Annotated in this window: 15 protein-coding genes and 1 pseudogene; 12 read left to right on the top strand and 4 right to left on the bottom strand. The window is 71.2% G+C overall.

Annotated features, from left to right (window positions below; genetic code table 11):
- Positions 1-125: transposase (locus tag ACIRPX_RS40095; RefSeq protein WP_404204746.1), on the bottom strand; the 125-nt coding region annotated here is incomplete at its 3' end.
- Positions 126-523: 398 nt separating this feature from the next.
- Between ACIRPX_RS40095 and ACIRPX_RS40090 the strand changes: the two genes are divergently transcribed.
- From ACIRPX_RS40090 to ACIRPX_RS40075, 4 genes are all read left to right on the top strand, one after another.
- A complete protein-coding gene (locus ACIRPX_RS40090; protein ID WP_404204742.1) occupies positions 524-1,513 on the top strand; it encodes an aldo/keto reductase in 990 nt (329 codons plus the stop codon).
- An 83-nt stretch (positions 1,514-1,596) separates the two neighbouring features.
- Positions 1,597-1,830, top strand: a complete 234-nt coding sequence (locus ACIRPX_RS40085) for a hypothetical protein (protein WP_404204740.1) — start codon at positions 1,597-1,599, stop codon at positions 1,828-1,830.
- 161 nt (positions 1,831-1,991) lie between these two features.
- Positions 1,992-2,639, top strand: coding sequence for a dihydrofolate reductase family protein (locus ACIRPX_RS40080; protein WP_404204738.1), 648 nt, complete (start codon positions 1,992-1,994; stop codon positions 2,637-2,639).
- Positions 2,640-2,716: 77 nt separating this feature from the next.
- On the top strand, positions 2,717-3,343 hold the full coding sequence (locus tag ACIRPX_RS40075; protein ID WP_404204736.1) for a DUF3887 domain-containing protein: 627 nt from the start codon (positions 2,717-2,719) through the stop codon (positions 3,341-3,343).
- Positions 3,344-3,519: 176 nt separating this feature from the next.
- Here the strand turns inward: ACIRPX_RS40075 and ACIRPX_RS40070 are convergent, their stop codons facing one another.
- From ACIRPX_RS40070 to ACIRPX_RS40060, 3 genes and pseudogenes are all read right to left on the bottom strand, one after another.
- Complete coding sequence (locus ACIRPX_RS40070) at positions 3,520-4,215, bottom strand: alpha/beta fold hydrolase (protein ID WP_404204734.1); 696 nt, start codon at positions 4,213-4,215, stop codon at positions 3,520-3,522.
- 158 nt (positions 4,216-4,373) lie between these two features.
- Positions 4,374-5,358 (bottom strand): annotated as a pseudogene (locus tag ACIRPX_RS40065) (IS5 family transposase).
- 75 nt (positions 5,359-5,433) lie between these two features.
- Entirely contained in the window at positions 5,434-6,300 is an 867-nt protein-coding gene (locus ACIRPX_RS40060) for an alpha/beta fold hydrolase (protein WP_404204732.1), read from the bottom strand.
- 915 nt (positions 6,301-7,215) lie between these two features.
- Between ACIRPX_RS40060 and ACIRPX_RS40055 the strand changes: the two genes are divergently transcribed.
- The 8 genes from ACIRPX_RS40055 to ACIRPX_RS40020 all read left to right on the top strand — a co-directional run bounded on the left by ACIRPX_RS40055 (position 7,216) and on the right by ACIRPX_RS40020 (position 12,414).
- Positions 7,216-7,431 carry a hypothetical protein gene (locus ACIRPX_RS40055; protein ID WP_404204730.1) on the top strand — a complete coding sequence of 72 codons (216 nt, stop codon included), beginning with the start codon at positions 7,216-7,218 and terminating at the stop codon, positions 7,429-7,431.
- 103 nt (positions 7,432-7,534) lie between these two features.
- Positions 7,535-7,873, top strand: a complete 339-nt coding sequence (locus ACIRPX_RS40050) for a carboxymuconolactone decarboxylase family protein (RefSeq protein ID WP_404204728.1) — start codon at positions 7,535-7,537, stop codon at positions 7,871-7,873.
- A gap of 79 nt (positions 7,874-7,952) precedes the next feature.
- Positions 7,953-8,414 carry a DUF6325 family protein gene (locus tag ACIRPX_RS40045; RefSeq protein ID WP_404204726.1) on the top strand — a complete coding sequence of 154 codons (462 nt, stop codon included), beginning with the start codon at positions 7,953-7,955 and terminating at the stop codon, positions 8,412-8,414.
- Between the two features lie 88 nt (positions 8,415-8,502).
- The gene (locus tag ACIRPX_RS40040; protein ID WP_404204724.1) at positions 8,503-8,793 is read left to right on the top strand and encodes an SHOCT domain-containing protein; all 291 of its coding nucleotides are present in this window, start codon (positions 8,503-8,505) and stop codon (positions 8,791-8,793) included.
- A 226-nt stretch (positions 8,794-9,019) separates the two neighbouring features.
- Positions 9,020-9,799 (top strand): oxidoreductase, encoded by a 780-nt coding sequence (locus ACIRPX_RS40035; protein WP_404204722.1) that lies wholly within the window; start codon positions 9,020-9,022, stop codon positions 9,797-9,799.
- Between the two features lie 96 nt (positions 9,800-9,895).
- Complete coding sequence (locus tag ACIRPX_RS40030; protein ID WP_404204720.1) at positions 9,896-10,882, top strand: serine/threonine-protein kinase; 987 nt, start codon at positions 9,896-9,898, stop codon at positions 10,880-10,882.
- Positions 10,883-10,898: 16 nt separating this feature from the next.
- Complete coding sequence (locus ACIRPX_RS40025) at positions 10,899-11,324, top strand: hypothetical protein (RefSeq protein WP_404204717.1); 426 nt, start codon at positions 10,899-10,901, stop codon at positions 11,322-11,324.
- Positions 11,325-11,418: 94 nt separating this feature from the next.
- Positions 11,419-12,414 carry a hypothetical protein gene (locus tag ACIRPX_RS40020; protein WP_404204715.1) on the top strand — a complete coding sequence of 332 codons (996 nt, stop codon included), beginning with the start codon at positions 11,419-11,421 and terminating at the stop codon, positions 12,412-12,414.
- The last annotated feature ends 22 nt before the right edge of the window (positions 12,415-12,436 follow it).

The raw sequence follows: 12,436 nt of genomic DNA, 5'->3' as shown, positions 1-12,436 counted from the left end.
AGGGTCAGCAGCTCCGGCTCGTCGTTCAGCACTCGCCGCGACAGCAGCCGCTTGCCCTCTGCGTCCAGCACCACGCAGTGGTGGTGGGTCTTGCCGATGTCCGTTCCCGCCCAGATCCGGGCCACCTGTTCCTCCGGTCGTTCGATGCGCGCTGTTGCTCCGGACGACCTCGCCAGCGTGGTCCTACTCAGCGATGCACCCGCAGGGGCCCGCAGCTCCTAATCAGCGGCCGAGTCGTCGTGAGACGCCGGGCGGCCAGGTGCGGTGAACCATCTGGTGCAACCGACTGAAAGCCATACCCGGCGTCTCTGGATCTCAGGACCTTACGACGGCCCGTCCAACCCACGAACAACGTAGGACCGGCTGACTTGCGTTCGAGCGCGCTTCAGGTCGTAGCGTCGACAACGCCGTGGTGCACGGGCCTCGCGGGCCGATGCGCGCCACGGGACGCCGGACGGCCGAGTCCGTCAGGGGACGGACGCCGCCGGCCGCACGACGAACGAGCGAAAGGCTGGGACACGGCATGCAGAAGCGCAGTCTGCGGGACCTCCAGGTATCGGCCATCGGCCTCGGATGCATGGGCATGTCCGCCTTCTACGGATCGGCGGACCGGCAGGAGGGGATCGCGACCATCCGGCACGCCCTCGACCTCGGCATGAACTTCCTCGACACCGCGCAGATGTACGGGCCGCTCACCAACGAGTCGCTCGTCGGCGAGGCGATCCGGGGGCACCGCGACGCGTACGTGCTCGCGACGAAGTTCAACTACCGGATGGACGACGCCGTACCGGGCGACATCAGCACCGTCGGTCCGCAGGACGGCTCGGCCGAGCACGTCCGCAGCTCGGTCCACGGCTCGCTGCGGCGGCTGGGAACCGATCACATCGACCTGTACTACCAGCACCGGGTGGACCCGGACGTGCCCATCGAGGAGACCGTCGGCGCGCTGGGCGAGCTGGTCGCCGAGGGCACCGTGCGGCACATCGGGCTGAGCGAGGCGAGCGCGGAGACCATCCGGCGCGCCCACGCCGTCCACCCGATCACCGCCGTGCAGAGCGAGTACTCCCTGTGGTCACGGGACGTGGAGGCCGAGGTGCTGCCCGCCTGCCGGGAACTGGGCATCGGGTTCGTGCCGTACTCGCCGCTCGGCCGCGGTTTCCTCGCCGGCCGGTTCAGCTCGCCGGACGACCTGGACGCCAACGACTGGCGCCGCCAGAACCCGCGCTTCCAGGACAGCAACCTGGAGGCGAACCAGCGGCTGGCGGCCAAGGTGAAGGAGATCGCCGCCGAGAAGGACGTGACGCCCGCGCAGCTCGCCATCGCCTGGGTGCTGGCCCAGGGCGAGGACCTGGTGCCGATCCCGGGCACCAAGCGCCGCACCTACCTGGAGCAGAACGCCGGCGCGGTCGGCATCGAGCTGACCAAGGACGACCTGGCCCGCATCGACGCGGAACTGCCGCAGGCGGCGGGGGAGCGGTACGACGAGGCGGGCATGCGCTCCGTCAACCGCTAGGTGTACTGCCCTGTGTGGCGAGCGGTGCGTAGACGGCCGGAACGCTGCTGCTGCTCACGGTCGGTTCACCGCTGGAGCTGGGCGTGGCCGCTGCGCTGACCGGCGCCACGATCCCGCCGCTTCTCACGCTCTTCTCGGTCCTCACCGAATCGGCCGTCCACCGGGACGTCCTGACCCAGGCGTTCTCCTGGCTCGGCTCCGCGAGCGCGGCGGGCTCGGCCGTGGCCGCGGCCACGGCCGTCTCGGGCTGGGCGATCGACGCGCTCGGACCACGCGGCGGCCTCGCGCTCACCGCGGCGGAGCCGGCGGAGAACTGAGGCCGTGTCAGCCGGGCGGTACCCCGTTTCGGTGGGCGCCGCCGCCCGGCTGACGCGAGAATCGGGGCACGGGACGTCCCGGCAGCGGGGCGTCCGCCAAGGCCGCAGGGCCGAGCCGGTCCGGACGGGACCGGCCGGCGCCAGGAGAGGAATCGTCAGCCATGTCACTCGCACGCGTCCACAACTTCTCCGTCTCGCTCGACGGCTTCGCCACCGGTGAGGGGCTGAGCCTCGACGCGCCGTTCGGCCACGCCGGGCAGCGGCTGCACGGGTGGATGTTCGACACCCGGTTCTGGCACGACATGGTCGGCCGGCCCGGCGGGAGCACCGGCGTCGACCACGCCTTCGCGCTGCAGTTCGACCCCGGGATCGGTGCGGAGATCATGGGCGCCGGGAAGTTCGGTCATCCCGGCTGGCACGAGGACCCGGAGTGGAAGGGATGGTGGGGACCCAACCCGCCGTTCCACACACCGACCTTCGTCCTCACCCATCACACGCGTCCGTCGATCGAGATGGAGGGCGGCACGACGTTCCACTTCCTCGACACCGAGCCCGCCAAGGCGCTGGAGACGGCCCGCGACGCCGCGGGCGGCAAGGACGTACGCATCGGCGGGGGCCCGACCGTGATCCGCGACTTCCTCGCGGCCGGGCTCATCGACCACCTGCACGTCGTGGTGGTCCCGATCCTGCTCGGCCGTGGCGTGCGCCTGTGGGAGGGACTGGAGGACCTGGAGAAGGACTACCGGGTCGAGTCCGTCTCCTCGCCCAGCGGCGTCACCCATGTGACGTTCACCCGAGCGGGACTCTGAAGCACCGGCCGTGCGGGTGCGCGCCGTGCTGTAAAGGATCCCTTGACGCCGAAGTCGTGTAAAGGCATCCTTGACGCATGGCCGATTCTCCGTCGCCGGCCGCCCTGAGCGGCCTGCTCGCCGAGCGGTCCTCGCTTCTGGCGGAGGCGCTGGGCAGCCCGCTGGCGCCGCCCGCCTACCTGGACGTGGTCCGGCAGGCCCGGGGCCTCGACGAGTTGGCCGAGCAGGTGCTCAAGCTCTGCGTGCAGCTGTGCCGGGACGCCGGGCACACCTGGCAGGAGATCGGCGATCTGCTCGGCGTCACGCGCCAGGCCGCCTTCCAGCGGTTCGGCCGGCCCATCGATCCCCGGACGGGAGAACCCATGGACAGGACAGTGCGCATGGCGGACGCCGCGCCGCGTGCGGTCGCGATCGTCAAGGCGGTCCTCGACGGGCGCATGGACGAGGCGAGGCGGTCGTTCAACGCGCAGGTCCTGGAGGCGTTCACCGACGAGGTGCGGGGCAGCGGCCTGGCCACGGTCGCCGGGCTGGTGGGAGCGTTCGAGGGCTTCGGCGAGGACGAGCCGTCCGTCCGCCGGATCGGCGACCAGACGGTCGTCGACGTCCCGTTGCGCTACGAGGCCGGCGACATGAAGGCCCGCGTCACGTTCGACACCGACGAGAAGGTCGCCGGGATCTTCATCCTCGCGTCCGAAGCCCCGTAAGCCACCGGACGCCTGCTCGGGGACGAGGAGATGGTGGTCATCGCACCGGAAACACAGATCCTGCGTGCCGGGTGAGGCTGGACCGCCCGCCCCTGCCGGATGTGGGGAGACCGGTGGCAGGGAGGCGGTCGGGGCGTCGTCTCCCTGCCACCGGTCGGACGTGGTGCCGCAGTCGGCTACAGATCCTTCTCGACCTGTGCCACGACATCCGAGATGAGGTCGGCGACGGCTTTCGGGGCCGTCACGAGCGGCGTGTGGTCCACGTCGTGCACCCGCACCGAGGCGCCCATGCGCTCCGCCATGAAGTGCTGGTTCTCGGCCGGGATCATCCGGTCCTGCTCGGCTATGAGGTACCAGGTGGGGCGGTCCTTCCACAGGGGACGACCCACCGGAGTGGTGATCGAGGCGACCGAGATCGGCCGCTGGACCGCCCGCAACAGAGCCTGCTCCTCGGCGGTGGCCAACGGCGCGAACGCGTTGGGGAACGCCTCGTCGGGCAGCCACATGAAGCCACGCTCGTTCGGGGCCAGCACCGGCGCCTGCGGATGCGGAGTGCCGCGCCCGAAGACCTCGCCGATGGTCTCGCCCTCGTCCGGCGCGAGAGCCGCGACGTACACCAGTGCCCGGACGTTGTCCGCCGCGGTGGCACCGATCACGCCACCGGCGTAGGCGTGGCCGACCAGGACGACCGGACCGCCGACGTGGTCGAGAGCGTGGTCCAGCGCCGCCACGTCGTCCTCGAGCGAAGTCAGCGGCAGGGGGGCTGCGACGGCACGGATGCCCTCGGCCTGAAGCCGGCCGATGACCTTGATCCAGCTGGAACCGTCCGCCCAGGCGCCGTGGACGAGGACGACCGTGATGTCCGAAGACATGGTGACAAACTCCTTGGTTGTGGGAGCCGACCGCGTGCACGCGGGCACGCCCGATGCGGCTGGAAGATGACGGAATGCCAGAACCTGCACGGCTCTGCGTGGCGTTCTCCGGCGAGGCCCTGGATGCCGGGCTGCTCTAGGTCCTGTCTGGAGTTTGATCATGGATGGGGTGCGATGCTGCGGAGCCAGAGCATCGCACCGCACAGGTGGAGCCCGGCCTCGTAGCTCTGCGGGGTCTTGTCGAAGCGGGTCGCTATGCCGCGCCAGTTCCGCAGGCGGTTGATGCACCGCTCCACGGTGTTGCGTTCGGTGTACAAGTCCGCGTCGTGGCTGACGGGGCGGCCGCCGCGCGAGCCACGCTTCTTGCGGTTGGCGGCCTGGTCCACCTTCTCAGGGATCACCCCGCGGATCCCTCGTTTGCGCAGGTAGCGGCGGTTGCGGCGAGAGGAGTACGCCTTATCGGCAGCCACCGCGTCCGGCCGGGTCTTCGGGCGTCCCACGGACCGCGCACCTTGATCCGTTCCAGGACCGGGACGAACTGCGGGCTGTCGCCGGCCTGTCCGGGTGTGAGGACGAACGCCAGCGGGCGGCAGCGCCGGTCGGCCGCCAGGTGGATTTTGCTGGTCAACCCGCCTCGAGAGCGCCCCAGTTCAGCAGCGTTCAAGCGGGCGCGGTGCCGTCGGCGGGTCCGGCGCCGTTCAGCGCGGTCGTCGGCGTCGGACTGTCCCTCTCGCGGCTCTTGTTCCTTCGGGGCGCCCCCTTTTCAGACTCGACGGCCGCCTCCAGAGCTGCCAACTGCTCCGCGTCGAGGATCATCCCGGCGGCGTGGTGGTGGGCCCGGGACGTCGCGGAGTCCACGCTGACCAGGCCCATGTCGGTCTCACCGCGCGCGGCTGCTTCGGCGATCAACGCCTCCATCAACTGCTGGAAGGCTCCCTGCCCCACCCAGATGCGGAAGCGGTCGTAAGTGCTCTGCCAGGGCCCGAACTCGTTCGGCAGGTCGCGCCAAGGGCTGCCGGTGCGGAAGCGTCACATCACCGCGTTGAAGTGTTTCCGCAGGTCGGGGATGGGCCCGACCGCGGCGATCGGGAGATGGGGCTCGATCAGGGCCCACTGCTCGTCGGTGAGATCGCCTCGCGCCATGACTGACGATCTATCAGGACCGGGCCTCGGTGCGCAGACGATCCACCGAATCGTGATCCGAGCTCCAGACAGAACCTAGAACTCGACCTTCCCGAGGAAGGCCCGAATCGCCTCGGCGATCTCGTCCGCGTGGGTCTCCAGCGCGAAGTGCCCGGTGTCGAAGAGCTGCACCTCGGCATTGGGGTTGTCACGCATGAACGCTTCGGCGCCGGCGGGCAGGAAGAAGGGGTCGTTGCGTCCCCAGACGGCCAGGAACGCCGGGGTGTGCCGGCGGAAGTACTCCTGGAAGGTCGGGTACAGCGCGACGTTCGACTTGTAGTCGCCGAGCAGGTCGAGCTGTACCTCGTCGGCGCCGGTCCGGGCCAGGTAGTAGTTGTCGAGGCTGTAGCCGTCGGGGGACACCGCCGCCGGGTCGGGCGTGCCGTGCGTGTACTGCCAGACGGTGGTCTCCGGAGCCAGGAAAGCCCGCAGCGCCTCGCGGTTGGCCTCGGAGCGGTCCTCCCAGTAGGCGCGGACGGGTGCCCAGCCGTCGCTCAGCCCTTCTTCGTACGCGTTGCCGTTCTGGGAGATGATCGCGGCGATCCGCTCGGGATGCGCCACCGCCAGGCGGAACCCGGTCGGGGCGCCGTAGTCGAATACGTAGACGGCGAACCGCTGCAGCTCGATGACTTCGGTGAAGCGGCCGATCACCTTGCTGACGTTGTCGAAGGTGTAGTCGAAGTCGTCACGGCTGGGCATGTCGGACTGGCCGAAGCCGGGCAGGTCGGGGGCGATGACCCGGTACTGGTCGGCCAGCAGCGGGATCAGATCGCGGAACATGTGGCCGGCGCTCGGGAAGCCGTGCAGGAGCAGCACCGCGGGCGCGTCCTTGGCACCGGCCTCCCGATAGAAGACCTTCAGGCCGTCGACATCGACTGATCGGTAGGTCACAGGATTGCCCATTTCACTCAGCTCCTTCGTCGCGTGCGTGCACAAGAACGAGTCAAGCAGCCCAGTTCTAACCTGTCAAGACTTATTGAATGGTTAGAACTTCTTGAAGGGGTGCAGGTCCGGCCACCACACGGCAACGGCCTGTCGGCGGCCGCGGCCCTCGCGGAGCCCCTGTCGCCCCGCGTTCCACAGTCGGCAGGGATGCGCGCCCTTGTGCGGGACGGCTCCGTGACGCGGGCGCGCAGCGCCGTCACGTCGTCGGAGGCGAACCGGCCGCTCGGGCTCGGGGATGGGTTTGTCATCCCGTGCAGATCTCCGTGTCGGGTATGGCGCACCCACAGCGCACGGCGGCCACGATCGGTGGGGCTTCCCCCACTGCCTTCTTCGTGGCCCCGCATGGGGCTCCTGGCCTCAGGGGCTGGTACGACCGGTCCTCCCCCGCTCGCACGCATGGTCCGCGGGTAATGCCACCGGCTCCGGAGGTATCGGCAGACCGCTGATGGGGAGGCCTTCGACAGACGTGCCCAACGGCGACCCCGAACCCCGCGCGTTCTTCGCGGAGTTGCGGGCCATACACGGCACCGTGCTCGTGGTCGTCCACCAGCCGGCATCCATCGGGACCGGGCCCTCGCGGTGGCCCGAGACATGGACTGCCGGGTCGCCCAGGTGGAGGGATGAACGGTCCCACGGCCTCCCCCCAGGGGCTGGGCTCGCCTGGCTTCAGCCCCCGGCCCGGGCTCCCGGCCCCTGTCCGTCTCCCCAGCCTCAGCGCCCCCCAGCGGCCCACCCCCTGGCCCCAACCCCCGCGGCGTCCGCCCCGGCCCTCAGCCCCCCGGCCGCTAGCCTCCGAGACCTCAGCCCTCCGGTCGGCCTCAGCCGCCGGGCCCAAGCCACCCGCCCCACGGCACCCGCCCCCAAGGACCCGCCATGTTGGCCGACACCTTCGGTTCGTCGCCGAACACGCCGTGGGCCGTGATCGTGCCGCTGATCGCGGTCCTTCCCGCCGTCCTGTGCATGGCCGACATCGCCCGGCAGCGGCGGACACGGCAGTACCCGCCCCAGGTGTGGCTGGCCATCCGTGCCTTCGGGAACATCTTCGGGCTGATCGCCTATCCGAGGTTCGGACGCGGCGATGAGCGGTGACCTCGTCCGGGCGGTGCCGGTCGGACCACCCGCCATGGGTGATGCCGCCCCGTCCCGGTTGCGTGAGCATGAGCAGCGCGCCAGGAGCGAAAGGAGCGCCGACATGGCCGGAGAGACCATCGCCGAACGGAACATCGGGAGCCTTGCCGAGGCCGACGCCCCGGTGTTCGAAACGCTCGTCGAGATGCAACTCGACACCTTCGAGAAGTCCGGTCTGGACACCGAGACGTACCTGCTGGCACGTATCGCCGCGCTGGTGGCCACGGACGCGGCGCCCTCCAGCTACCTGCTCAACGTGGGTGCCGCCGCCGAGAGCGGCGTGCCCTGGGAGAAGGTGCAGGGCACGCTCGTCGCGATCGCCCCGGTGGTCGGCAGCGCACGTATCGTCTCGGCGGCCGGCAAGATCGCCGAGGTCTTCGGCCTGCTGGACGACAGCGACTGACCCGCGGCCCGGCGCTGGTGAGCTGCCGCACGCCGGCCCGCGCCGGCCGTCGGTCCCGTACCGGAAATCAGGAGTGACCATGAGTGACGACCTGGAAGAAATGGGGCCCGTCGACTATCTGGTCGTCGAGTTCCCCGGAAATCGGATGACGGGTGAGGGGCTCCCCCTGCTCGTCGACCTGGTGGACCGCGGCATCATCCGCATTCTCGACTTCCTCTTCGTGCGCAAGGACGCGGACGGCGCGGTCTCGGTCGTGGAGCTCAAGGACCTGGGGGACGAGGTCGATCTGACCGTCTTCGAAGGAGCCTCCTCCGGCCTGATGGGCGACGACGACATCGAGGAAGCGGGCCGTGTGCTGCAGCCGGGCAACTCCGCGGCCCTCCTCGTCTACGAGAACGTGTGGGCGGCGCCGCTGGCCCGTGCGCTGAGGCGTGGCGGCGCCCAGATGGTGGCCGGCGGCCGCATCCCGGTCCAGGCTCTGCTGGCCTCCCTGGAGGCGATCGAGACCTCGCCGTCCGGAGCGGGATCGGCGATCGCCTGACCCGAGACCCGAGACCCGAGACCCGAGACCCGAGCCCGCTGCACGCGTCGCCGTGCCGGCGGGCCACACCCCTGGGAGATGAGTGGACATGCCCGGACTGCTTCGCGGTGTCGCGCGCACCGCCGTCGTCGCCGGCACCGCCACGGCCGTGTCGAACCGTGTCTCACGGCGCCAGGCCGGACGGTGGGCGCAGCAGGACTACGAACAGCAACAGCAGGCGTACCAGCAGGCGCCTCCGCAGCAGCCACCGCCTGCCGCCGCGCCCCCGGACGACATGAACGACAAGATCGCGCAGCTCAAGCAGCTGGGCGAACTGAAGGCGCAGGGCGTCCTGACCGAGGCGGAGTTCGAGGAGCAGAAGCGCCGCATCCTCGGCTGAGCCGCGGGAAGGCGGAACGGCCCACGTCGAGGGGTGGGGACGCCGCCTCCGGCCGCGCGCGATGCCGGGCCGGAGCGGCGGGACCGACGCGCGCCCGCGGACGCGGCGGACCGAGGGACGCGACCGGTTCGCCCTGCGAAGCCGGTACGGGCCTGGCACCGTGGGTGCCGGGCCGCGCCGTTTCCGGGCCGCGGCCCGCCCTCCCCCTTCCCGAGGAGCCGATGTCATGGGCAACGAACTTCAGGGCAGAACCGCCGTCGTCACCGGTGCGAGCAAGGGCATCGGGCTCGCCGTGACCGAGGCACTCGCGGCCGCCGGAGCCTCCGTGGTCGCCGGTTCCCGGACGACGTCGAAGGAGCTGGACGGGCTGGCCGAACGGGGCTCGGTGACCTGGGTGCCCGTCGACCTGAGCGAGCCGGCGGCGGCCGGGCACTTGATCGAGGCAGCGCGGGGCCGGGTGGACATCCTCGTGAACAACGTCGGTACGGCTCCGCCCCGCACCGACGGCTTCCTCTCCGTGACCGACGAGGAGTGGCTGCGCACACTCGACCTGAACCTCCTCGCGGCCGTACGGGTCACCCGCGCCGCACTGCCGGCCATGCTCGCGGCCGGTAGGGGCTCCGTCGTCACCATCGCCTCCGTCAACGCCACCCTGCCCGACCCGCTGGTGATCGACTACAGCGCGGGCAAGGCCGCGCTCGTCGCCTTCTCCAAGGCCCTGTCCAAGGAGGTCGGTCCCCAGGGCATCCGCCTGAACACGGTGAGCCCGGGGCCGGTGGAGACGGATCTGTGGCTCGGCGGCGGAGGAGTGGCCGAGACGGTGTCGGCCGCGGTGGGGGGCAGCCCCGAGGACATCGTGGCCGACGCCAGGTCGTCCATGCCCACCGGACGCTTCACCAGGCCCCAGGAGGTGGCGGAGCTGGCCGTGTTCCTGGCCGGGGACCGTTCGGCCAACATCACCGGCAGCGACTTCGTCATCGACGGCGGCATGATCCCCACCTGGTGACCGCTCGCGTCATTTCCCGCATCACCTCTGTGCGGACCGGGATTTCGCGGGACACTCGGGACATTCTGCAACGAACCCCGAAACGAGGTGAGCGGGATGCGCACACCGGTCAGCGATCCGATGAAGGTGGGGCCGTACCGCATCGTGGGGCGGCTGGGCTCCGGCGGCATGGGCTGGGTCTATCTCGGCCGCTCGCCGGCCGGCCGCGAGGTGGCCGTGAAGGTGGTGCGACCCGAACTCGCCGCGGAGCCCGAGTTCCGCGAGCGCTTCGCCCGCGAGGTCGCGGCCGCGCGGGTCGTCAGCGGGGCCTACACCGCGGCGGTGGTCGACGCCGACACCGACGCCGAACTGCCCTGGCTGGCCACCATGTACGTGCCCGGGCCGTCGCTGGCGGAGGCGGTCCGCACGGACGGGCCGCTGCCCGAGGAACAGGTGCGCCGGCTGGGCGCGTTCCTGGTCGAGGCGCTGCAGGCGGTGCACGCGGCCGGTGTCGTGCACCGCGACCTCAAGCCGGCCAACGTGCTGCTCGCGTCGGACGGGCCGCGCGTCATCGACTTCGGGATCTCCCGCGTCGACGGCGCCCCCGGGCTCACCCAGGCCGGCATCGTCGTCGGCACGCCGTCCTTCATGTCGCCCGAGCAGATGAAGGGCGCGGCCGTCGGCCCGCCCACCGACGTCTTCTCGCTCGGCGGGGTCCTGGTCTACGCGCTGTCCGGCAGACCGCCGTACGGGGCGGGGGACTCGGTGCGCTACCAGGTCGTGTTCGGCCGACCGCACCTGGACGCCGTACCGCAGGAGCTGCGGCCGTTGCTCGCGCGCTGCCTGGCGAAACGGCCCGAGGACCGGCCCGGACTCGGCGAGCTGCTCGCCGCGCTGGTGGAGGAGAGCGGGCCACCGCCGTCGTGGCCCCCACCCCGGGTGCGGCGCACGATCGAGATCCGGGTCGGCGAACTGGCCGCCCGCCGCGACTCCGGAGCGAGCGTGTCCGTGCCCTCCTGTCTGCTGCTGCACGCCCAGGCGCTCCTGGACGCCGGACTGACCGACGACATGGTCGCCCGGGCGGTGGGCCGTGCCGCCCGCTGAGTCGTCGCCCGCGACCGTGCTGGAAATCGGCACGCACTGGCGGCAGTTGGTGCAGAAATGGGGAGCCGGCCGGAATTACCGCGCCGTGGCGGACACCGACTCGGTGTCCCTCCAATTCGATCTCGACGAAACCGGCCGTACGCTCACCGTCAGATTCATGACCACCAAGCGGCTGCTCGTCGCCTTCGTGACCGACGGCCGTTTCCTGCGCCATGACCAACTGGCCGTCGCCGCCGCCGCTTCGAACGCGTGGAATACCGAACAACTGAATCCGATGCTCTCCGTATGGGACGTCCGAGGGCCGCGCCCCTGTCTCGCCGGGGTGTGCAACCTGCCGCTGACCTGCCGTGTCACCCAGCCGGACTTCGACGCTCTGGCCAGTGACTGGGTGGAACGGGCGCGGCAGATGTTCACCCGTTGCCATCAGGTGTTCAAGCTGTAGAAGTGACGGTCGTGAGGGCTCTCAACCCCTTTCGGACAAGGGCGTATTGCCTTCAATATGGGCACGGGCCTTTTCAGGCCGCGGGGGGTTGCCCATGAGGCGTTCAGTCTGTTTCACCATGCTGTTCGGGATTCTCCTCACGGTAGTGCCGACGAGTCCGGCGACCGCGGCCGGCGACGGGTGCGACGCGGGTTTCTCCCCGCGGCTGCGGTGCTGGTCCGCCTGGCTGGGCAAGGGGGCCGTCACCGTCCGGCTCAACCAGGCACTGCCCCTCGACACCGCAGGCGACCGTGCCGACCTGGCCGCCCGCGTCGTGAGGCAGCGCGAGAACCTCGCGGTCCAGGTGCCGGCCGGTGTCACCACCGGGGAGGGCGGGACGGTGCTGCTGGTGCTGGCAGGCCACCGGTTCGTCGATCCGCGGGCCCGTGTCAGCCGGTTGACGCCCTCGACCGTGCGGGAACTGAAGCAGGTCGGCGCCTGTGACCCCCGGGTCCGCGACGACCTGTGCACCGTCCTCGGCGCGCACGACCGCGAGGGCACGGAGCTGGCCGCGCGGCCGGACGTCGCGACCCTGGGCGCGGAGCACTCGGTCGCGGTCGGCCCCGCTCCGCGCACGCCGGCCGCCTCGTCGGCCGCGGCGAAGAACACGTCCGCCGAACACTCCGGCCCGGACCCTGCCCTGATCGGCGTCGCCGTGCTGGGCGCCCTGCTCGCCCTCCTGCTGGCCGCCTTCGTCCACGTCGTGCGCCGATCCCGCTCCCTCGCCGCCCCCGGTGCCGGCGCCCTGCGGGCCTCACCCGGTAGCACCGGCGGCACCACCGGGCCCGCCCGGACCGGTCCGGGCACGGCACCGCGTCCGGGCCCGCCGGTGCGGACGGGGCCCACCCGCCCCGCCGTCGTACGCACCTGTCTGCACCCCCAGGGATACGTCGAGATCGACCGGGTGCTCCACCGGGCGGTGTGGGCGCGGCCGGAGCGGACCCCGCCCGCGCCCGGAGCGCACGTCGACGTGGCCGACGCGGCGGATCGCGACGCCGACGTCCTGTACGCCTTCCCGCCCGCCACCGGACGCCACACCCAGGCCCGTTGAAGCACCGCCGCACCAGGAGACG

This window comes from Streptomyces sp. NPDC101225 (assembly GCF_044767585.1).
Lineage (GTDB): Bacteria > Actinomycetota > Actinomycetes > Streptomycetales > Streptomycetaceae > Streptomyces.
The sequence above is the reverse complement of the archived record's forward strand: the minus strand, read 5'-3'. Positions and strand labels throughout refer to the sequence as shown.